Below are 21,483 nucleotides of genomic sequence, written 5' to 3'. Positions count from 1 at the left end.
TAGTGTCGGGAGAGTGATTGTGAAGTGAGTAAACGTGATTATTATGAGGTACTTGGAATTAGCGAGGGATCCTCTAAAGATGAAATAAAAAAAGCATATCGGAAATTAGCGAGAAAATACCACCCGGACGTTAACAAGGAAGAAGACGCAGCAGATAAATTTAAAGAAGCTAAAGAGGCTTATGAGGTCTTAAGCGATGAACAAAAGCGTGCACAGTACGACCAATTTGGCCATGCAGGTACTCAGAATCAAGGATTCGGTGGCGGAGCACAGGACTTTTCTGGTGGTTTTGGCGATATCTTTGATATGTTCTTTGGTGGTGGCCGAAGCAGGGACCCAAACGCTCCACAGCAAGGGGCAGACCTTCAATACACAATGACTTTGACTTTTGAAGAAGCAATTTCGGGAAAAGAAACAGATATTAATATACCAAAAGAAGAGAACTGTGATACCTGTAATGGATCTGGTGCGAAACCAGGTACAAAAGTAAACACATGTTCACATTGTAATGGGGCTGGCCAATTAAACCAAGAGCAAAACACACCATTTGGTAGAGTTGTTAACCGAAGGGTATGTCATCATTGTAGTGGGTCCGGGAAAACCATTCAGGAAAAATGTAACACTTGTGGTGGAGCTGGAAAGGTCAAAAAGCATAACAAAATTCACATCACAATCCCAGCAGGTATAGATGAAGGTCAACAAATCCGTGTAGCTGGAAAGGGAGACGCTGGTGTGAACGGTGGACCCCCAGGTGATTTATTTGTACTGATTCAAGTAACGCCACACGATTTCTTTGAGCGCGAAGGAGACCATATATATTGTGAGTTGCCACTAAATTATGCACAAGCAGCTTTAGGAGACGAAGTAGAAGTACCTACCGTACATGGTAAGGTTATGTTAAAAGTACCTGCTGGAACACAATCTGGTAAGAATTTCCGCATGAGAGGAAAAGGCGCTCCAAACGTTCGAGGGTATGGTCATGGGGATCAACATATTATTGTGAAAATAGTGACACCTACAAAACTGACGGATCGTCAAAAAGAATTGTTAAGAGAGTTTAATGAAATAGGTGGAAACGAATCTACAAATGAGCAGGATAACTCTATTTTTCAACGTTTTAAAAATGCATTTAAAAGTGAATAACGATGTTGCTATGCAACATCGTTTACATACACAGGTTTTCAATATGAAATGAGTGGATTTAATGAAATGGTCAGAAATTCGTATTCATACGACGAACGAAGCAATTGAACCAATTTCGAATATATTAAATGAAATTGGTGCAAGTGGACTTGTAATTGAAGATCCATTGGATTTAGTGAAAGAGCGGGATACATTTTTTGGAGAAGTTTATGAATTGAACCCGAATGAATATCCAGAAGAAGGGGTATACATCAAAACATATCTTCCAGAGAATAATAATGTAGATGCGTTAGTTCAAGATATAAAGAAGTCTATAACGCATTTACAGACCCACGGTATTACGATTGGGGAAAACCATGTTACACGAAGCGAAATTAACGAAGAAGACTGGGCAAATGCTTGGAAAAAATATTATAAGCCTATGCAAATATCTGAAAAAATAACGATAATACCTACCTGGGAAGAATATGAACCAAAGTCTAGTGAGGAGATTATAATTGAACTAGACCCAGGAATGGCATTCGGAACTGGGACCCACCCTACAACCAAACTCAGTATTCAGGCGTTAGAGAAGTACGTAAAAGAAGAGGATGTCGTTATTGATGTTGGTTGCGGCTCTGGAGTATTAAGTATCGCTTCATCTCTGCTTGGTGCAAAAAGTGTACATGCTTATGACTTAGATGGCGTTGCTGTTAATAGCACTATTATTAACGCAAAACTAAATAATCAGGATAAGAATATAGAAGCGAAAGAGAATGATTTACTTGATGGTGTTAATGTTAGTGCAAATGTTATTGTTTCGAATATTTTAGCCGAAATTATTGTTCGATTTGTGAACGATGCATGGAATACTTTAGTGCCGGGTGGGATTTTTATCGTTTCTGGTATCATTAAAAGTAAAGAAATGCTAGTCCAAGACGAGCTTAAGCTACAAGGATTCAACATAGTAGAAGTCAATGAGATAGATGATTGGATCTCTATTACAGCTAAGAAAGTTTACTAGTACGTTTAAAAGTGGGTGCCTAATTTGCAACGATACTTTATTCCGGATTCAGATTGGTATGAGACTGAAGTTATCATAAAAAGTGATGACGTACACCATTTAACTCGAGTAATGCGTTACAAAGAAGGGGACAAAATCATTTGTAACAATGAAGATAGTCAGGCTGCGATTTGTAAGATTATAGCAGTTGAAAAAAACGTTATTCGAGCCGAAGTTCTTGAATGGCTTCATGAATCGGTAGAATTGCCTTTAGATGTAACTATTGCTCAAGGATTGCCTAAAGGAGATAAACTGGACCTAATTTTACAAAAGGCAACGGAACTTGGTGTAAGTTCTTTTATTCCATACCAGGCCGAACGTTCAGTTGTTGTTTGGGATGATAAGAAGATAGCCAAAAAGATGGATCGTTTTCGTAAAATAGTTAAAGAAGCTAGTGAGCAAAGTCATCGAAATAAAATTCCTATAATTTCATCCCCGATGAAACTAGCTGATTTGATATGGGAAAGCGACCATTATGATGTGAAGCTGTTTGCCTACGAAGAGGAAGCGAAAATTGAAAATCATCAATCATTTGGTGGGATTCTAAGTAAGGTCGAAAGAGGTCAGCGGTTATTTGTATGCATTGGCCCTGAAGGTGGGTTCACTACTAATGAAGCAAAGCAATTAAAAGATAATGGTTTTCACCCTGTTCGCCTTGGCCCTCGAATTTTGAGAACGGAAACCGCAGCTTTATATGTGTTAGCAAGTATTTCTTATCAATTTGAAGAATTATAAAATTTTGTTCGCAGATAAGAAAGTATAAAAACTTTCTTACTGCATAAATGCAGGCTAAGACATTCACCGAAAGCTTGTTGAATGCCAAGTTTTCTAAAAGCAGATCATATGATAATTAGATGAAGAAAGGGTGTTTATGCATGAGTTATGAATTAGCTAAGTATATTGATCACACTCAATTGAAACCAGATACAACAAAAGATAAAATGAAACAAGTTGTTGATGAAGCGAGAGAGTACGAATTTGCTTCTGTGTGTGTCAATCCATATTGGGTACCGTTTTGCTATGAGAATTTAAAAGATACTTCAGTTAAAGTTTGTACTGTTATCGGATTCCCATTAGGAGCAACATCTACAGAAACAAAAGTTTTTGAAACAAACCAGGCGATTAAAGATGGTGCAACAGAAGTGGACATGGTTATCAATGTTGGAGAGTTAAAATCAAACAATGATCAGATCGTTAAAGCAGATATTGAAGCAGTTGTTAACACTTCTAAAGAAAGTGCACTTACAAAAGTAATTATTGAAACTTCATTATTGACGGAAGACGAAAAAATTCGAGCATGTAAATTAGCAAAAGAAGCGGGTGCAGATTTTGTTAAAACATCAACTGGTTTTTCTGGTGGAGGTGCCACGGTCGAGGATATTCGTTTAATGCGTCAAACAGTAGGCAGTGAAATGGGAGTTAAAGCTTCTGGAGGCGTTCGTGATAATGCGTCCACAGTGGCAATGGTTGATGCAGGTGCAACGCGCATAGGGGCAAGTGCTGGTATTGCTATTGTAAAAGGTGATATAGGTACTTCTGATTATTAAGCATTATAGACAAAGATGTCATTAATTCCTTTATAAATTTAATAATTAGTTGACCTATAAGGTGTAATATATTATACTTTGGTTTAGACATGTAGAATTTATACATGTTTTTATAATCCTGTTTTTTGCTTCGGAGGGAGGGAAATTAGCATGTCAAATACAACTCGCGTTAAGAAAAACGAGAATCTTGAGGATGCTCTTCGTCGCTTTAAGCGTAGCGTGTCAAAAAGTGGTACACTACAAGAATATCGTAAGCGTGAACACTATGAAAAGCCAAGTGTTCGTCGTAAAAAGAAGTCTGAAGCTGCTAGAAAGCGTAAATTTTAAAGAGGGTGCAAGTGCATGACATTACTTGAACAGATGAACCAAGATATGAAGCAAGCAATGAAGCAAAAAGATAAAGAAAAATTGAATGTTATTCGCATGGTAAAAGCGTCGTTGCAAAATGAAACGATTAACCTTGGTAAAGATACACTCTCAGAAGAAGAAGAATTAACAATACTCTCAAGAGAGTTAAAGCAAAGAAAAGATTCCCTCCAAGAATTTAAATCAGCTGGACGCAATGATCTTGTCGAATCACTCGACATTGAAATCAATATTTTACAAGAATATTTGCCAAAACAGCTTACAAATGAAGAGTTAGAGGCAATTGTTCAATCAACTATTCAAGAAGTTAATGCGACATCCAAGAAAGATATTGGTAAAGTGATGAGCGCAATAATGCCTAAGGTTAAAGGAAAGGCAGATGGCTCTCAAATTAATAAACTTGTACTTAAACAGTTAAACTGATTGGTCAAATGAGGATCCCTGTCATATATATAAATATAGTGACAGGGATCCTTTTTAAAAGCTGCAAACGTAAAATGTATCATCTAACTGGTTGTTTATGATAAAATTAGATTGGTTTATTATAGAAATATGAAACCAATATCTCTATTATCGTATACAAGGTAGACACCTAAAGAGGGGGTGAATCATTTTGCTGGGCAAAAAACCTTTACTATACATATTGATATTATTTTCAGTTTTGATTGGAACTTTAGTAGATCTAGGTGAATCTGTTGATGCAAATGAAACTGGAGCTGGAAGTTTAGTGTATGTTATACCGATTGAAAAAGAGGTAGAACGCGGCTTGGAAGCTTTTTTATCTCGTGCGACAGAAGAAGCTACCGATGAGGGTGCAGACCATATCGTATTTGAAATTAACACACCAGGTGGACGAGTAGATTCTGCTGAAGAAATTGCAGGAATCCTGCAGAATTTGGAAGTTGAAACGACCTCATTTATCGTTAACCAAGCGTTATCAGCTGGGTCATATATCGCTTTAAATACGGATAATATTTATATGGTACCAACGGCGACAATGGGGTCAAGCGGTATTATTACACAAGATGGAAATGCCGCAGACCAAAAGGCACAATCAGCTTGGTTAGCTTCCATGAGAAGTGCAGCTGAATCAAAAGACAGAGACCCCTTATATGCCGCAGCAATGGCAGATCCGAGTATCGACCTCCCAGAATACGGTGCATCTGAAGGGCAATATTTAACATTGGATGCTAATTCCGCGATCGAGGTTGAGTATGCTCAAGGTATTGTGGAGAATCGGGTTGAATTGTTACATGAATTAGGTTTATCAGATGCAACTGTTGTGGAAACTGAAACAACATTAGCGGAAGAGGTTGCTCGGTTTCTAACAAATCCAGTTGTTATTCCAATCTTGCTATCCGTAGCAAGTATAGGGCTAATCTTAGAATTATTCTCACCAGGGTTTGGTATTCCAGGCATAATGGGTATTGTGTCATTACTGTTATTCTTCTATGGCCACATTATAGCTGGATTAGCTGGTATGGAAGCAATTGTATTGCTTGTGATTGGAATGGTATTAATAATAGCTGAATTTTATGTATCTGGTGGAATTGTTGGTGCACTCGGTATTGGAGCAGTGATTGGTTCGTTATTTATGTCTGGTTATGATTTAGGACATATGTCTATAAGTATTGGAATTGCTTTTTTAGTAGCAGTGATACTCGCAGTCATACTGATCAGAAGAATTGGTATGGATAAGGGGGTATTTCGAAAGGTAATTTTAAAAGACCAAGTAACAACAGACCAGGGCTATGTATCTTCAGAGAACCGTTTAGAGTTAATTGGGTTAGAAGGTATAGCTGTTACACCTTTACGGCCATCAGGATCGGGTGTATTTGAGGAAGAACGGCTGGATGTTATTTCAGAAGGTGGCTTTATCGACGAGAATATGCGAATTAAAATCGTGAAAGTAGAAGGAGTTCGTATAGTCGTTAGAGAAATATAACAAAGTAGCAAAAAACTTTATATTTAATTAGGAGGAGTTAGAATGGAAATATCAGAACTTATGCCCCTTATTATAATCGGGGTTATATTGATTGCACTAGCAATCTTATTTACGTTTATACCAGTAGCGCTGTGGATCAGTGCATTAGCAGCTGGGGTTAAAGTTAGTATATTCACGTTAGTCGGTATGCGATTACGTCGTGTAGTACCAAATAGAGTGATTAATCCTTTAATTAAAGCACACAAAGCTGGATTAAGCGTGCAAACCAACCAGTTGGAGAGTCACTACTTAGCTGGTGGTAATGTGGACAGAGTTGTAAATGCGCTTATTGCAGCACATAGAGCTAATATTGAATTACCTTTCGAACGCGGTGCAGCTATTGACCTAGCAGGCCGTGATGTACTTGAAGCAGTACAAATGAGTGTAAATCCTGAAGTAATTGAAACACCATTTATTGCTGGTATAGCGATGGATGGAATTGAAGTTAAAGCAAAAGCAAGAATTACGGTTCGTGCTAACATTGACCGTCTAGTCGGTGGTGCAGGGGAAGAAACAATCATTGCACGTGTCGGTGAAGGTGTTGTAAGTACCATTGGAAGTGCAGAGGGACACTCGAAAGTGTTAGAAAATCCAGATTCTATTTCTCAGACAGTATTAGGTAAAGGATTAGATGCTGGTACTGCATTTGAAATTCTCTCGATCGATATTGCTGATGTTGACATCGGTAAAAACATTGGAGCTATTCTGCAGACAGATCAAGCTGAGGCCGATAAAAATATTGCACAAGCTAAAGCGGAAGAACGTCGCGCTATGGCTGTTGCTCAAGAACAAGAAATGGTTGCACGTGTTCAAGAAATGCGCGCCAAAGTTGTTGAGGCAGAAGCAGATGTTCCTCTTGCGCTTGCAGAAGCATTACGCTCAGGTAACTTGGGAGTAATGGATTATATGAATTATAAAAATATCGATGCAGATACAGATATGCGCGATACAATTGGAAAATTGACTGACGAAAATAATAATGACGAAAATGATCCAAAATAAGATCATCCATGCAAGTAAAGGAGGGTTATGGTGGAATCTTTTATAGAATTGATTATGAATAACCTTTTTATAGTTATTATCATTATTGCAGGGATTATAGGTTTACTCAGAAATAGTTCTCCAGAACAACAGCAGGAGAGAAGCCCGAATAATAATCCTAGACCGAATCCTAATCCTCGACCTTCTAGTGGTCATCATTCACCACAGCAAGGGAGTTATGGCGGACGTCAATCTACACAGACAAGTTCTCAGTCTTCTGTTGAGCAACAGCAAAATGACCAAATGGAACGATTAGCAAATCAATTAAAAACAGAGACAAAAGATGTGATGGAAAAACAATCTCACCATAACGGCGAGATTGGTAATTCCTTACAGGATACCGCCCAGGATCTTTCTAAGAAACAAAATGATTTTAGAAGACAAATGCAAGATAATTTGCAAAGAAAGGGTGTACTAAACGCAGTTATAATGTCTGAAGTGTTAGGAAGCCCGAGAGCGAAAAAACCTTATCGAAGTATTATTACAGACCGAAAAAGTAATCAATAACTAATTAAAAGCCATCAACAATTTAGCTTAGAACAGCTTAACTTGTTGATGGCTTTTTTATTGCAGGAAACTATAGAATTTAAAAGCTGTGGATCACTTATACACTGAAATAGCCACGTCCAGTTCCAGCGCCCAGCAACTATCAAACTTCACACTCCTCCACTACGATAAAGAAGACTTACTGATTGCCAAGCCGGCAGGCGCAGGCAGAAGTAAAGTCGCACTTATACCCTTGTGGTGAAAGTCAACATCTACTCACTTGGCTTAAGGAAGGCAGACTAAAACGGTGCTTGCGCTCAGGCGTCGGCATCCCCCTATGAGGGGGCATGTTTCCTTTTAGATTCACTTTGACTTTCGCCACTACTGGCGATAAGTCAAGTTCATCTAATCTCATTGCGGAGTGGAAGTTCAACTAAAACCGCCACTTTGCGTGGCAACGTTGAACCACCCGCAGCGCTGAGCGCAGTTTGTACGTTTCTAAACGGGCGCTTGCGCTTTTGTTCTGTAATTAAACAAACCGCCATGTTATATATAATAGAAACCTTGAGCCTTCACTAAAAGTATGATTTTAGTTTATTTTTCTACAGTTTTTCAATATAGTTCTTAACTTTTCATTTCAGTCATAAATATGATGGAGAGAGGAGAATGCATTAATGAAAAAACTACAACAACGTATTCGTCCTTGGTTAGTAAAATATTTTGCCCTTCCTTCCGATGTAATTCTTGAATTACCACGAATAACAATAATTGGACAATTACATGTTTATATTGAAAATCATCAAGGACTAGAAACCTATTCCGATACGGAACTAAGATTAAAGACAAATAAAGGTTTTATACAAATTTTGGGATCTTCCTTTGTATTAAAGATGATGCTACCTGAAGAAATTTTATTGGAAGGTACAATAACAGAAGTAAAATTTATTTCTGAATAAATTTCGTTGTCAAGGAGGAAGAAATGAAGCATAAACAAGGTTCATTTATTAGAGGATATGTGACGGTTCAAATTAAAGGGAACAGACCTGAGCTATTTTTTCAAAAATGCATGCAAGCAGGTATATTAGTATGGGATATTAAAAAAACAGGTGATGATTTATGTGTTGGAAATGTTAAACTAAGTGATATAAAAAAAATAAGGTCTATAAAACGAAAAATGGATTATAAAATACAATTCATAAGTAAAAAAGGATATCCATTTTTTATCAAACGATTTACGAGAAAAAAACAACTTATGGTTGGGTTGATTATGAGTTTCATGCTTATAATATTTCTATCAAATATAATCTGGGAAGTTAGAATCACAGGTGTTCCTTCAGATATTGAAGAAAAAATTAGTAAACAGCTAAATAATTATGGCATTCATTCGGGTGCCTGGATTTTTACATTGGAATCACCTAATAGTATTCAACAACAATTAGTACAAGATGTACCTGAACTATTATGGGTTGGTGTGCATCAAAAAGGGACAACCTTTTACCTAGAAGGTGTAGAAAAGTCAATCGTTAAAGAAGAAGAAAGCAGAGGACCACGACATTTGATAGCAAATAAAAAAGGCATAATTAAAAATATGTATGTTTCAGAAGGGCTCCCAAGGGTAGCTGTAAATGATTACGTCGAACCAGGAGATGTATTGGTTTCTGGTATACTAAATGAAGATGAAATTGAAGCAGAAAAAGAAGAAGACGAGAATTCCGAAGAAACGGAGACAAACTTGGAGCTAGTAACTGCTGATGGAGAGATAACCGCTACTACATGGTATGAGGTGACCGTTAATGTGCCATTAGAGGGTAATTATGAACATGTAACAGGGAATCAGAAGGATAAGTATTATTTACAGCTAGGTCGCCTACAATTACCGATATGGGGTTTTGGGAAGCCTGATTACGATGAAATTCACAGGGAATCAAATGAAAAGTCGATAAACTTTTTTAAATGGGAATTACCTATTAAATTTGTTACAAATACCCTAAGTGAAAAGGTCAATAATAATGTAGAAAGAACAAAAGAAGAGGCTATAAATACAGGAATTCAACAAGCTAAAAATGAATTGAAGTTACAATTAGGACAAGATTCAAAAATCATCTCCGAGAATGTTTTGCATGAAACAACCGAGAGTGGTAAAGTTAAATTAAACTTATATATTAGTGTAGAAGAAGATATTGTCAGAAACGAACCAATTCAACCTATAAATCAAGGAGATTGATTATGTCAGAGAACCTCAAGGAAATAGATTTACAATTAGCAAATACAAGTGAAGCCTTAGCTTTATTTGGAACAAATGATAAATATTTAAAACAAATTGAAGAACAATTAAATGTATCGATTGTAACAAGAGGAGAGCAGGTTAGAGTGTCGGGCACAGATGAAGATATCTCACTTGTTCAGGACATACTTTTGACATTATTATCGGTAATTAGAAAAGGGTTATCGATCTCTGAACGAGATGTTGTCTATGCTGTTGATTTAGCTAAAAATGGAAAAATCAATCAATTTGAAACACTATTTGAAGATGAAATAACGAAAAACGCAAAAGGGAAATCAATTCGAGTAAAAACGTTAGGACAAAAAGATTATATTGATGCAATTAGATCCAATGACCTTGTTTTTGGAATTGGCCCTGCAGGTACTGGTAAAACTTATTTAGCTGTTGTAATGGCTGTTCATGCCTTAAAAAATGGAAATGTGAAGCGCATTATAGTAACGCGACCTGCTGTTGAGGCGGGAGAAAGCTTAGGTTTTTTACCAGGTGATCTAAAGGAAAAGGTCGATCCATATCTTCGTCCATTGTATGACGCATTACATGATGTTCTAGGTGTAGAGCATACTTTGCGTTTAATAGAACGGGAGACAATCGAAATTGCACCTCTTGCCTATATGCGTGGCCGAACACTAGATGATGCGTTTGTCATTTTGGATGAAGCTCAGAATACAACACCAGAACAGATTAAAATGTTCTTAACACGTTTAGGTTTTGGATCAAAGATGATCGTAAATGGTGATATTACACAGGTTGATTTACCAAAAGGGGCAACATCAGGTCTGAAAGTAGCAAAAAACCTCCTATCATCCATTAAGGGGGTAGGATTTATACATCTGGATCAGTCAGATGTAGTTAGACATCCATTAGTACAACGGATTATTGATGCTTATGAAAAAAACAATTAGTTTTTTTGAATAGGTTCTCCTCTTGCAGAACCTATTTCTAAATCTTAATTCGTAAATGGGGTGAAACAATGAAAAAGATATTCAATAGCCTAAAATCATTATTGATCATAAGAAATCAATCAATTTTTATACTAATATCTGTATTGTTGTTAGGTTTATTTTTCTTTTTTATTTCATTAAATAATGTTCACACCCAAGCATATGATATTGAACGTTTTGGTATCGCTGACGAAACGATAAGGTCACCCTTAACCTTTGAGAAAGAACAGGAAACAGAACGTGAAACCAGAGAAGCTATTCAATCGGTTGAAGATAAATTTGAAATATCGGACGAAATGACAGAGGAACGTGTTGAATATGTCGAAGAAATTTTTGATGCATTAGAGAAATCAGAAGAAGAAATTTATAAGCTTTCCGATGTTGAGGATGAAAACACGCCAGTTCCAATGACAAATGATGAAAAAGTACAACAATTAAAACAGCTATTGTCACCTGAAATTTCCGACGCTGTTCGTGACGAAATTTGGCTACAACTTCTCGAATTATCAAGTCATGATCGAGAAGAAGGAAAAATGGTATTCGTGGATTCATTAAAGGAATCCTTGGAAAAAGGCGTTCGATCTGAAAATATTGCAACGGAGGCCTCAACGCTCAAACAAAGTATTGAAGATTCAGATTTAGATCAAGATGTAAAAGAACCTTTATACGATCTTAGTGAATTTGCAATTGTTGAAAACTCCTTTTTTGACGTTGAACAAACCATGGATGAGCGAAGGGAAGCCGCGAATAGTATAGAACCTGTTGTAATTAGAGCAGGTGATATAATTGTCAGGGAAGGACAAACCATAACGAATGAGGTTTATGAAGAACTTGATTTTGCAGGATTGTTGAGTAATGAGCGAAATGTTTATCCTATAATCGGTTTAGCATTATTAATTACGCTTATAATTAGTGTAATTGCATATGAAATGGTAAAGCTTGCGAAGCAAAATAAACTGGATCAAAGGAAAATGATCTCGATCGTTTTTATTAGCATTATGGTAATCTCACTAATGAAAGCAATCAGCTTATATACAGTACAAGGAAGCCAAATGTTTTATCTTGTACCGGTTGCTACAGGCGTGTTGTTAGTCAAGCAGTTAATTAATGAACGCTTCGCGGTAATTCTCTGTACCTTATATGCTATTTTAGGTAGCATCATTTTTAACGGTGAAATACCAGGATCTTTAAATTTTGAAGTAGGTATATACTTCTTCTTTGCTCAACTAGCCGGAATTCTTTTCTTGACGGATGTAAAAGATCGGTTAGCTATACTTAAAGCTGGTATTGGAATGGCGGTTGTAAATGTTATAACCGTACTATTATTTATATTTCTATCATTTGAAAATTATGCTTTAGAAGACGTATTCACTCAAGCGGGTTTTGGAATAGCTGCTGCATTTTTTTCAGCTGTTCTGACAATCGGTTTATTGCCATTTTTTGAAACAGTGTTAGGAGTTTTAACAGATTCGAAATTACTGCAACTATCGAATCCAAACCAACCCCTACTTAAAAAGATACTAACAGAAGCACCAGGTACATACCACCACTCTGTGATGGTAGCAAACTTAAGTGAAACAGCTTGCGAAGCAATTGGTGCAAATGGATTGCTTGCAAGGGTAGGCTCTTATTATCATGATATCGGAAAGACGGTACGACCTCATTATTTTATTGAAAATCAATTATCAATAAATAATCCACATGATGTTATTGCGCCAAGACAAAGTGCAGAAATCATCATAAACCATCCATATGATGGGGCAGATATGTTAAAGAAGTATAAATTACCTAAAGATATTATTGATATAGCACAGCAGCATCATGGCACAACTTTATTGAAGTATTTTTACTATAAAGAAAAAGAGGGAAATAAACTTGTAAAGGAAAAACAGTATCGTTATCCTGGACCAAAACCTCAATCAAAAGAAGCAGCAATCATATGTATATGTGATTCTGTTGAAGCAGCAGTTCGTTCGCTTAATGAACCGACAGAAGAAAAAATTGAAGAAATAGTAGCGTCCATTGTGAATGATCGAATGATGGATGGTCAATTTGATGATACGCCTATTACCCTAAGAGACTTGAAAATAATTCGCCTTACAATATGTGAAGCACTCAAAGGTATTTTCCATTCCAGAATCCAGTATCCTATCAAGGAGGCAAAATAATGTATATTGATTTTCATGATTCAACAAATTCTGTTCCTACTGATTATATCGATTTATTACAACGACTACTCCTATTTTCAGCTAACAAAGAAGGTATTTCTGCTGAAGCCGAAATTTCGATTAATTTTGTGGACAATAATGAGATTCAAGAGTTAAATCGAAACTATCGACAACAGGATACACCTACTGACGTTATATCCTTTGCATTACAAGAAACGGTTGAAGGGGAATTGGAAATTATCGGTGAAAATATTCCGTTGGTTTTGGGAGATGTTGTAATCTCTGTAGATAAAGCGAATGAACAGGCAATGGAGTATAATCATTCCATGGAGAGAGAGTTAGGTTTTTTAACCGTTCATGGTTTTCTTCATTTGCTAGGATATGATCACCAGGATGAAGAAGAAGAAATGTCAATGTTTCAAAAGCAGGAAGAAATATTAGAGGAATTTGGCATTGAGCGATAAAAAAAAGGATCCAATCGGATTTTCTTTCGCATGGAATGGAATACGTGAAGTTGCTAGAACTGAACGAAATTTTCAAATTCATCTGGCAGCAACGCTTCTTATCATCATTGCAGGTTTTATCTTTCAATTAACACGTTTAGAGTGGGCCATCCTTTTTTTAGTTATAGGCTTGGTATTAGTAGCGGAAATCACAAACAGTGCTATTGAGAAAATTATGGATCACCTTAAACCGGAACTGGACCCATCAGCAGGAGTTATTAAAGATATTGCTGCTGGAGCGGTCTTAGTATCGGCAATTACTGCTCTTGTGGTAGGTTTGATTATATTTATTCCAAAGTTATACGTTTTACTATAGAGCCCTGTGGACGGGGCTTTTTCTTTTACATAAGGCTGTTATCTAAAAGATTGGTACTGCGGTTACTCGTCCTACCGAAAAGAATTGTTGTTTTTGACACAATATCTATAAAAGACGACATAACTACCAGGTTGATTTCCGCTGCGTACAGTCGCTTTCCGCGGGCACGGCTTCAGCCTCCTCGCAGGGAACCGCTGCTGCGGGGTCTTCAGACTCGTGCTGTTCCCGCAGGAGTCGACTGTACTCCGCTCCAATCAACCTTCATAAGAGTGCATGGCTATATTTGTTATATAATTAAGCAGTAATTTTTATGAAGTTGAAAAGCATCTTATCAGCGGAGGAAACACATGAAGACTCCTGCGGGAGGAAAGGCATCGGTGAGACCCCGCAGTGCGTAGCACGAGGAGGCTCACCAGCCGCCCGCGGAAAGCGAAATGTGTTTCTGGAGCGAATCCAAGCACCCAACCATCATTAGAACGAGAGACTTCTCATGAAAGGGAATTTTCACTGTGTCGTCTTTTATATCAACTGCGAAGTCCATAAGTAATTATCTTATAAGAAATAATACCCGTTTGTGGTTTCGTGGAATACTATGAAGCATTATGTACTATTTTATAGAAGAAGAGAAACTTTTCAAAGGTTTTGTCGATTACGTGAAACCTGGCTACATTTGTAGTATCATAAAATAATAAGAAAACATCGTGGAGGATACAACATGGATAATTTTAAATCAGGATTTATTGCAATTATTGGTAGACCAAATGTCGGAAAATCAACGTTTATGAATAAAGTGATTGGACAGAAAATAGCGATTATGAGTGATAAACCACAAACAACAAGAAATAAAATTCAAGGCGTGTTAACAGATGATGATGCACAAATAGTCTTTATTGACACACCTGGTATTCATAAACCAAAGCATCGATTGGGCGATTTCATGGTAAGGATCGCAGAAAATACATTAAATGAAGTGGATGCTATTTTATTTATGATTGATGCAAAGGAAGGATATGGAAAAGGTGATCAATATATTTTGGATCGCCTGCAACAGGTTAATCGCCCCGTATATCTGATCATAAATAAGGTAGATTTGGTACATCCTAATGATTTGCTTCCGTTAATTGATCAATACCGACAAAAGTATACTTTTGAAGAAATTGTACCTATATCAGCTTTAAAAGGAAATAATGTTACACATTTACTAGATGTGCTAAAAACACATTTACCTGAAGGTCCTCAATATTATCCGGAAGATCAAGTGACGGATCACCCTGAACGCTTTATTATTACGGAATTAATCAGAGAAAAGGTTTTACAATTAACAAAAGAAGAAATACCACATTCGGTAACCGTTGTCCTTGAAAATTTTGAAACAAGGGATACGAACACTATATTTATTCAAGCAACCGTAATAACGGAGAGAAAAACTCAAAAAGGTATATTAATCGGTAAGCAAGGAACCATGCTGAAAAATATTGGAAAAAGTGCGCGTCAAGATATCGAAGTACTACTTGGGTCGAAAGTGTATTTAGAGCTTTGGGTAAAGGTAAATAAAGACTGGAGAAATAAACAGAGTCAGCTTAATGAATATGGATTCCGAAGTGATGATTATTAAACATGGTAATATTTTATACTAATTGTTTCCTCAGGTGTGGTAATTCTAAGTAGTGAGTTACATTTTCAATCATGACAGAAAGGTGGGGTTTCTTGTGGTCGATATTACGTGGAAAATATTCAGTGAAACGGGGAACATTGAAACCTATTTATTAATGAAAGAGTTAGAAAATGAACATAGACCAAATGAGGTCACACAGACTGAAAATGAAGTAAACGAATCACTGGACACGAGGGTATAATAGTAAAAAGCACTCTTGCTTTAATCACGGGGACAAGATAGGAAAGGTGAAGCTTTGTGCTCGAAAAAATTGATGGGATTATAATTAAAACGCAGGATTATGGTGAAACAAATAAAATAGTTACGATATTTAGTAAAAAGCTTGGAAAATTCTCTGCTATTGCTAGAGGAGCAAAAAAACCTAAAAGTAGAATGGCTGCTGTAACGCAGCCATTCATCTATGGTGAGTTTTTTGTCTATGTGAATAGTGGATTAAGTACCATGCAGCAAGGTGAAGTACTACACTCATTTAGAGCAATTCGTGAAGATATTATAAAGACAGCTTATACAGCCTACATAACTGAATTGACAGATAAATTAATGGAATTTCAGAACCCGGATATTTATATTTATGGCGAGCTTATTCAATCGATGGATTGGATTTCCGAACAGGAGGATGCGGACATACCAATAATGATGTATGAATTAAAATTATTTGAAAAGGGTGGATTTGCTCCTACTGTAGATAGATGTGTTAATTGTGGAAATAACGAGGGACTTACAGCGTTTTCTATTGCGGAAGGCGGATTATTGTGTAGTCGTTGTAGAAATTTTGATCAGCAGGCAATATCATTACCTGCATCGGTTGCTAAACTTTTCTATGTACTTGCAAATGCACAGCTTGAAAGGGTAGGCTCTATCTCAATAAAACCAGAAAACAAACAATTATTACGCCATATATTGGATGCCTATTACGATCAGTATGGAGGATATTTTTTGAAATCACGTAAGTTCTTAAATCAATTGGACTCCTTAAGGTAAGGAAGCTTTTTTATTGACATATCCGTATATATCCATTACTATTTACATTTCAATGAAATCAAATTAAATGCATTGCTAAGAAAGAGAATAGTACTTATTCATATTCTATTTATAGCGAGTCTAGACTAGTGAAAGCTGGACAATAGAAGGGTAAGGAATGGCGCTCTGGAGCAAATCGTATAAAGTGGCTCTGTTTAATCGAGCAAATAGGGTGGAACCACGGCTTAAAACCCGTCCCTATGTCTGTATATATAGGCATAGGGGCGGGTTTTATTAACGTCTACTGTTAATTTTGACATGGAAGGATGAATGTAATGAATATCCAGGAAATGATTTTAACACTTCAAAAACACTGGTCTGAACAAAATTGTATTATTATGCAGGCATACGATGTAGAAAAAGGTGCAGGTACAATGTCACCGATGACATTACTAAGAAGTCTGGGGCCAGAGCCTTGGAATGTTGCTTATGTGGAGCCGTCAAGAAGGCCTGCTGATGGGCGATATGGAGATAATCCAAACAGACTTTACCAGCATCACCAATTTCAGGTGATTATGAAGCCATCACCTGACAATATTCAGGATTTGTATTTAGAATCCTTAGAAAAGCTTGGAATTGACCCACTGAAGCATGATATTCGTTTTGTTGAAGACAATTGGGAAAATCCAACACTTGGAGCAGCTGGATTGGGATGGGAGGTCTGGCTGGATGGAATGGAAATCACGCAATTTACTTATTTTCAGCAAATAGGCGGACTGGAAGCAAATCCAGTAACAGTTGAATTAACGTATGGGATTGAGCGACTGGCATCGTATATTCAAGATAAAGAGAATGTTTTTGATTTGGAATGGACGAATGGCGTTACCGTTAAGGATATATTCTTCCAGCCTGAATATGAACATTCTAAGTATACATTTGAAGAATCGAATACCGATATGCTGTTTCAGCTATTTACGATGTATGAAAACGAAGCGAAAGATACGATGGAAAAAGGTTTGGTTTTCCCATCCTATGATTATGTATTAAAATGCTCGCACACATTTAATCTGTTGGATGCAAAAGGAGTTATCTCTGTAACAGAACGCACAGGCTATATTTCAAGAATCAGAAAGCTTGCTAGAAATATTGCGAAATCCTATGTTGCTGAAAGAGAACGGCTTGGATTTCCCATGTTGAAAAAGGAGGAGAAATAAATGGGTAAAGATGTGTTAGTTGAAATTGGATTAGAAGAATTACCTGCCCGGTATATAGACGATGCTGAGAGACAGCTAGCAGATAAAACAAAAAATTGGTTGGTTGAATTGCGCATTACACATGACTCCATCATTTCTTTCTCAACACCAAGACGCCTTACTGTACTCGTTAAGAATGTAGCAGAAGAACAAACGACAATTGTAGAAGAAGCAAAGGGTCCTGCTAAAGATATTGCAAAAGATGCAAATGGGGATTGGACGAAAGCCGCAATAGGATTTACGAAAGGGCAAGGTAAAACAGTAGAAGATATATATACGAAAGATTTAAATGGAACAACATATATATATGTAAAAAAACATATTGAAGGAAAGCAAACTACAGACCTATTACCTGAACTTAGGTCTATTATTGAATCCATTCAATTTGGAAAAAACATGCGCTGGGCTGAACAAACCCTAAAATATGCACGCCCAATCAGATGGCTCGTTGCTTTATTTGGTGACTCTGTTATCCCGTTTGAAGTAGCAAATGTCCGAACAAGTAATGTAACATTTGGTCATCGATATTTGGGAACAGAACTATCATTAAATAATCCTTCAGAATATCAAACGGCTTTATTTAAAAACTATGTTGTTGTTGATGCTGGTGAACGTGAACGTCTGATTTTGGATGGTATAAAACAAGTGGAGCAGAAAGAGAACTTTCAGATTCCAGTTGATAAGGAATTATTAGACGAGGTAAGGAATTTAGTTGAATATCCAACTGCATTTGTAGGTTCCTATGAGAAAAGCTTTTTACAGCTACCGTCAGAAGTATTAATAATCTCGATGAAGGAACATCAACGGTATTTTCCTGTGAAATCACATGATGGTACATTGTTGCCATATTTCGTGGGTGTTAGAAACGGGGATGATTATGCACTTGATACAGTTATAAAAGGAAATGAAAAAGTACTACGCGCACGATTGGCAGACGCTCAATTTTTTTATGAGGAAGATCAAAATCATTCCATTGATTACTATATGGACAAATTAGAACGTGTTGTTTTTCAGGAAAAACTAGGGACAATTAGTGATAAAGTGCGGCGTGTTGTTTATCTTACAAGGGAACTAGCACAGCTGTTGAATCTTGATGAAAAAACAGCTAATAATGCGATAAGGACAGCAGAAATAAGTAAATTTGATCTAATGTCGCATATGGTAAATGAATTTACGGAGCTACAGGGAATAATAGGAGAAAAATATGCACTGAATTTTGGGGAAAATAGTGAAGTATCTAAAGCTATTAAAGAACATTACTTACCCAAACAAGCAAATGGGTATCTTCCGGAGTCGATCGCAGGGTCTGTCGTAAGTATAGCTGATAAATTAGATACTATCGTTGGTTGTATATCGATCGGATTAATACCAACAGGTTCAACTGATCAATATGGCTTGCGCCGACAAGCAACAGGAATTCTTAGAATAATGCAGGCCAATAAGTGGAATATCACACTTGAAAGCCTTCTGGAATCGACGAAAAGCGTATATCAAACATTGGATATTGATCAGAGAAATGCCGAGAAAGTTACGAATGACCTTGCTGACTTTTTCCACCTTCGTGCAGCTTACTTGCTCAAAGAGATGGGAGTTGAACAAGATGTTGTACAGGCAGTACTCCACAGGGAAATAGGTGCTGTTGATTATACCTTTGCTAAAGCAACTATTCTTACAAATAAGCGTAACGATGATCAATTTAAATATATTCAAGAAGCGTTAGTTCGTGTACTGAACCTAGCTAGTAAAACAAACCAAACAGAAGTGAATCAAAAACATTTTGAAACGGATTCAGAACAGGCATTATACGAAAAATATGAAGCACTAGTTAACGACTACGCGAAAGTTAAGGAACAAAAAGACGCTAAAAGCACGTTAGAACTATTAGGAGAGCTAGCGGAACCTATTCATAATTTCTTTGACCATAATATGGTTATGGCGGAAGATGACCAAATTAAAACCAATCGACTCGCACTTGTAAATAAGATTGCTTATTTAATACTGGATTATGCAGACCTAACAGCGGTGGAGTGGAAACAACAATTCTAAGTTAAGTTAGCTGTGGCCTAAGTAGAGACATTTTCAACAATCACTTCAATTGGAATATACGAATTGAAAGTAGTATGTCATAGTGTTATTAGGTGGTGAAAAGGTGGAATTATCAAAGAGGCAAGAACAAATTCTTGAAATTGTTAAAGAAGGTGGGCCGATAACAGGTGAAAAAATAGCAGATCGTCTCCATCTTACAAGAGCCACGTTACGTCCTGATTTAGCCATTTTAACGATGGCCGGATTCCTGGACGCCAGACCACGTGTAGGTTATTTTTACACTGGAAAAACAGGTTCTGAACTACTTACCGAAAAAATCAAAGCATATAAAGTTTATGAATTCCAACATATACCAATAGTAGTCAAAGAAAATGTATCTGTATATGATGCAATTTCCACCATGTTTCTAGAGGATGTCGGTACATTATTTGTAGTAGATGAGAATGCTTGTATAACTGGTGTGCTGTCAAGGAAGGATTTGTTAAGAGCAAGTATCGGGCAGCAGGATTTAAGCGCCATTCCTGTTCATATTATTATGACACGAATGCCAAACATAACCGTGTGCAGAAAAGAGGACTTATTAATTGATGTAGCCCAGAAATTAATTAATAATCAAATTGATGGAATACCAGTAGTAAAAGATGTTGAAAGTGGATTGGAAGTTGTAGGTCGTATAACGAAAACAACGATAACCAAAGTGTTTGTTGAATTAATCATGGACGACCATATATAAGATAGGAGAGGAGCTTAATATGGGTGCCAAACCAATTGTTTATGTTTTATCTGATTCTGTTGGGGAAACTGCTGAATTAGTTATCAAGGCAGGATTGAGTCAGTTTAATAATGGAGAATTCAAGGTACATCGCATACCTTATATTGAAGATAAAGGAACGATCAATGAATCCATCCAATTAGCAAAAGAAAAAAACGGTATCATAGGTTTTACCTTAGTAGACCCGATACTTAGAAACTATTTAAACGAGCAAGCAAATATAATGAATATAGAAGCAATTGACATCATGGGTCCAATGTTATCAGCTATGGAGCGCGTATTTGAAGCTGCACCCAGACTTGAAGCAGGGTTGGTGCATAAGCTTGATGAAGATTATTTTAAACGCGTAGAGGCAATTGAATTTGCTGTGAAATATGATGATGGACGAGATTCACGAGGGATTGCCCGAGCAGATATTGTTTTAATCGGTGTATCGCGCACATCAAAAACTCCCTTGTCGCAATACTTAGCACATAAACGACTAAAAGTTGCGAATGTGCCAATTGTCCCTGAAGTAGATCCACCGGAAGAACTATTTGGTGTCGATTCTTCTAAATGTATTGGACTTCGTATTAGTCCAGAAAAATTAAACGAAATAAGGAAAGAACGTCTTAAGGCTCTAGGTTTGGGAGATCAGGCAAGTTACGCCAATATACAGCGTATTCATGAAGAAATTGAATATTTTGATAAAATCGTTGATAAAATTGGATGCGAAGTGATAGATGTTTCAAATAAAGCTGTTGAAGAAACAGCAAATGTTATTCGACAAATTATACAAAAATAATATGCATTTCATAAAAGAGAAAAACATTCTAAACAAGCCGTTTAGGATGTTTTTCTTGGTCTTTCTAATCAAAAAGAGCAAATTAGAAACTTTTTGACTGGCAATTTTGTCGAATTTGTATTATAATTATTTTTTGTGTAAAGATATAAGTAGTAATAGTTCTTTTAGCCTT

The 21,483-nt window shown here is 36.7% G+C and carries 22 protein-coding genes; all 22 read left to right on the top strand.

Features of this window, described 5'->3' with window-relative positions:
• Positions 1-24 precede the first annotated feature (24 nt).
• Entirely contained in the window at positions 25-1,143 is a 1,119-nt protein-coding gene (gene dnaJ / locus OLD84_RS11145) for a molecular chaperone DnaJ (protein ID WP_209461939.1), read from the top strand.
• 61 nt (positions 1,144-1,204) lie between these two features.
• Complete coding sequence (gene prmA, locus OLD84_RS11140) at positions 1,205-2,146, top strand: 50S ribosomal protein L11 methyltransferase (protein WP_209461938.1); 942 nt, start codon at positions 1,205-1,207, stop codon at positions 2,144-2,146.
• 24 nt (positions 2,147-2,170) lie between these two features.
• Entirely contained in the window at positions 2,171-2,920 is a 750-nt protein-coding gene (locus OLD84_RS11135) for a 16S rRNA (uracil(1498)-N(3))-methyltransferase (protein WP_209461937.1), read from the top strand.
• A gap of 140 nt (positions 2,921-3,060) precedes the next feature.
• Positions 3,061-3,732: a deoxyribose-phosphate aldolase gene (gene deoC, locus OLD84_RS11130; protein WP_209461936.1), complete on the top strand. Its 672-nt coding sequence runs from the start codon at positions 3,061-3,063 to the stop codon at positions 3,730-3,732.
• A 150-nt stretch (positions 3,733-3,882) separates the two neighbouring features.
• Positions 3,883-4,059: a 30S ribosomal protein S21 gene (gene rpsU, locus OLD84_RS11125; protein WP_209461935.1), complete on the top strand. Its 177-nt coding sequence runs from the start codon at positions 3,883-3,885 to the stop codon at positions 4,057-4,059.
• 15 nt (positions 4,060-4,074) lie between these two features.
• The gene (locus OLD84_RS11120; RefSeq protein WP_209461934.1) at positions 4,075-4,521 is read left to right on the top strand and encodes a GatB/YqeY domain-containing protein; all 447 of its coding nucleotides are present in this window, start codon (positions 4,075-4,077) and stop codon (positions 4,519-4,521) included.
• Positions 4,522-4,708: 187 nt separating this feature from the next.
• Positions 4,709-6,043 (top strand): NfeD family protein, encoded by a 1,335-nt coding sequence (locus tag OLD84_RS11115; RefSeq protein ID WP_390336690.1) that lies wholly within the window; start codon positions 4,709-4,711, stop codon positions 6,041-6,043.
• A 42-nt stretch (positions 6,044-6,085) separates the two neighbouring features.
• A complete protein-coding gene (gene floA / locus OLD84_RS11110) occupies positions 6,086-7,084 on the top strand; it encodes a flotillin-like protein FloA (RefSeq protein WP_209461932.1) in 999 nt (332 codons plus the stop codon).
• Positions 7,085-7,111: 27 nt separating this feature from the next.
• The gene (locus tag OLD84_RS11105; protein ID WP_209461931.1) at positions 7,112-7,630 is read left to right on the top strand and encodes a hypothetical protein; all 519 of its coding nucleotides are present in this window, start codon (positions 7,112-7,114) and stop codon (positions 7,628-7,630) included.
• 653 nt (positions 7,631-8,283) lie between these two features.
• The gene (gene yqfC, locus OLD84_RS11100; protein ID WP_209461930.1) at positions 8,284-8,565 is read left to right on the top strand and encodes a sporulation protein YqfC; all 282 of its coding nucleotides are present in this window, start codon (positions 8,284-8,286) and stop codon (positions 8,563-8,565) included.
• A gap of 23 nt (positions 8,566-8,588) precedes the next feature.
• On the top strand, positions 8,589-9,833 hold the full coding sequence (gene yqfD / locus OLD84_RS11095) for a sporulation protein YqfD (RefSeq protein ID WP_209461929.1): 1,245 nt from the start codon (positions 8,589-8,591) through the stop codon (positions 9,831-9,833).
• 2 nt (positions 9,834-9,835) lie between these two features.
• A complete protein-coding gene (locus tag OLD84_RS11090; RefSeq protein WP_209461928.1) occupies positions 9,836-10,795 on the top strand; it encodes a PhoH family protein in 960 nt (319 codons plus the stop codon).
• A 68-nt stretch (positions 10,796-10,863) separates the two neighbouring features.
• Positions 10,864-13,002 (top strand): HD family phosphohydrolase, encoded by a 2,139-nt coding sequence (locus tag OLD84_RS11085; protein ID WP_209461927.1) that lies wholly within the window; start codon positions 10,864-10,866, stop codon positions 13,000-13,002.
• Positions 13,002-13,466, top strand: coding sequence for an rRNA maturation RNase YbeY (gene ybeY / locus OLD84_RS11080; protein ID WP_209461926.1), 465 nt, complete (start codon positions 13,002-13,004; stop codon positions 13,464-13,466). Before OLD84_RS11085 ends, ybeY begins: the two co-directional genes overlap by 1 nt.
• Entirely contained in the window at positions 13,456-13,821 is a 366-nt protein-coding gene (locus OLD84_RS11075; RefSeq protein ID WP_245301470.1) for a diacylglycerol kinase family protein, read from the top strand. Before ybeY ends, OLD84_RS11075 begins: the two co-directional genes overlap by 11 nt.
• A 715-nt stretch (positions 13,822-14,536) precedes the next feature.
• Positions 14,537-15,436 carry a GTPase Era gene (era, locus tag OLD84_RS11070; RefSeq protein WP_209461924.1) on the top strand — a complete coding sequence of 300 codons (900 nt, stop codon included), beginning with the start codon at positions 14,537-14,539 and terminating at the stop codon, positions 15,434-15,436.
• A gap of 94 nt (positions 15,437-15,530) precedes the next feature.
• Entirely contained in the window at positions 15,531-15,677 is a 147-nt protein-coding gene (locus tag OLD84_RS11065; protein WP_209461923.1) for a YqzL family protein, read from the top strand.
• A gap of 56 nt (positions 15,678-15,733) precedes the next feature.
• Positions 15,734-16,477: a DNA repair protein RecO gene (gene recO / locus OLD84_RS11060; RefSeq protein WP_209461922.1), complete on the top strand. Its 744-nt coding sequence runs from the start codon at positions 15,734-15,736 to the stop codon at positions 16,475-16,477.
• A gap of 314 nt (positions 16,478-16,791) precedes the next feature.
• Entirely contained in the window at positions 16,792-17,670 is an 879-nt protein-coding gene (gene glyQ, locus OLD84_RS11055; RefSeq protein ID WP_209461921.1) for a glycine--tRNA ligase subunit alpha, read from the top strand.
• Entirely contained in the window at positions 17,671-19,755 is a 2,085-nt protein-coding gene (glyS, locus tag OLD84_RS11050) for a glycine--tRNA ligase subunit beta (protein WP_209461920.1), read from the top strand.
• 103 nt (positions 19,756-19,858) lie between these two features.
• A complete protein-coding gene (locus tag OLD84_RS11045) occupies positions 19,859-20,488 on the top strand; it encodes a transcriptional regulator CcpN (RefSeq protein WP_209461919.1) in 630 nt (209 codons plus the stop codon).
• 19 nt (positions 20,489-20,507) lie between these two features.
• The gene (locus OLD84_RS11040; RefSeq protein ID WP_209461918.1) at positions 20,508-21,311 is read left to right on the top strand and encodes a pyruvate, water dikinase regulatory protein; all 804 of its coding nucleotides are present in this window, start codon (positions 20,508-20,510) and stop codon (positions 21,309-21,311) included.
• The last annotated feature ends 172 nt before the right edge of the window (positions 21,312-21,483 follow it).

Origin of the sequence: Virgibacillus natechei, assembly GCF_026013645.1 — a bacterium.
Lineage (GTDB): Bacteria > Bacillota > Bacilli > Bacillales > Amphibacillaceae > Virgibacillus_L > Virgibacillus_L natechei.
Note: the sequence above shows the minus strand (reverse complement) of the source record. Positions and strands in the feature narration are given on the sequence as shown.

Bases quoted from the DNA above. Each gene is read 5' to 3' on its own strand.
- OLD84_RS11105 (WP_209461931.1), top strand. From the start codon at position 7,112: ATGGTGGAATCTTTTATAGAATTGATTATGAATAACCTTTTTATAGTT.
- yqfC (WP_209461930.1), top strand. From the start codon at position 8,284: ATGAAAAAACTACAACAACGTATTCGTCCTTGGTTAGTAAAATATTTT.
- glyQ (WP_209461921.1), top strand. From the start codon at position 16,792: ATGAATATCCAGGAAATGATTTTAACACTTCAAAAACACTGGTCTGAA.
- OLD84_RS11085 (WP_209461927.1), top strand. From the start codon at position 10,864: ATGAAAAAGATATTCAATAGCCTAAAATCATTATTGATCATAAGAAAT.
- rpsU (WP_209461935.1), top strand. From the start codon at position 3,883: ATGTCAAATACAACTCGCGTTAAGAAAAACGAGAATCTTGAGGATGCT.
- OLD84_RS11040 (WP_209461918.1), top strand. From the start codon at position 20,508: ATGGGTGCCAAACCAATTGTTTATGTTTTATCTGATTCTGTTGGGGAA.
- yqfD (WP_209461929.1), top strand. From the start codon at position 8,589: ATGAAGCATAAACAAGGTTCATTTATTAGAGGATATGTGACGGTTCAA.
- OLD84_RS11090 (WP_209461928.1), top strand. From the start codon at position 9,836: ATGTCAGAGAACCTCAAGGAAATAGATTTACAATTAGCAAATACAAGT.
- OLD84_RS11120 (WP_209461934.1), top strand. From the start codon at position 4,075: ATGACATTACTTGAACAGATGAACCAAGATATGAAGCAAGCAATGAAG.
- ybeY (WP_209461926.1), top strand. From the start codon at position 13,002: ATGTATATTGATTTTCATGATTCAACAAATTCTGTTCCTACTGATTAT.
- floA (WP_209461932.1), top strand. From the start codon at position 6,086: ATGGAAATATCAGAACTTATGCCCCTTATTATAATCGGGGTTATATTG.
- deoC (WP_209461936.1), top strand. From the start codon at position 3,061: ATGAGTTATGAATTAGCTAAGTATATTGATCACACTCAATTGAAACCA.
- era (WP_209461924.1), top strand. From the start codon at position 14,537: ATGGATAATTTTAAATCAGGATTTATTGCAATTATTGGTAGACCAAAT.
- prmA (WP_209461938.1), top strand. From the start codon at position 1,205: ATGAAATGGTCAGAAATTCGTATTCATACGACGAACGAAGCAATTGAA.
- glyS (WP_209461920.1), top strand. From the start codon at position 17,671: ATGGGTAAAGATGTGTTAGTTGAAATTGGATTAGAAGAATTACCTGCC.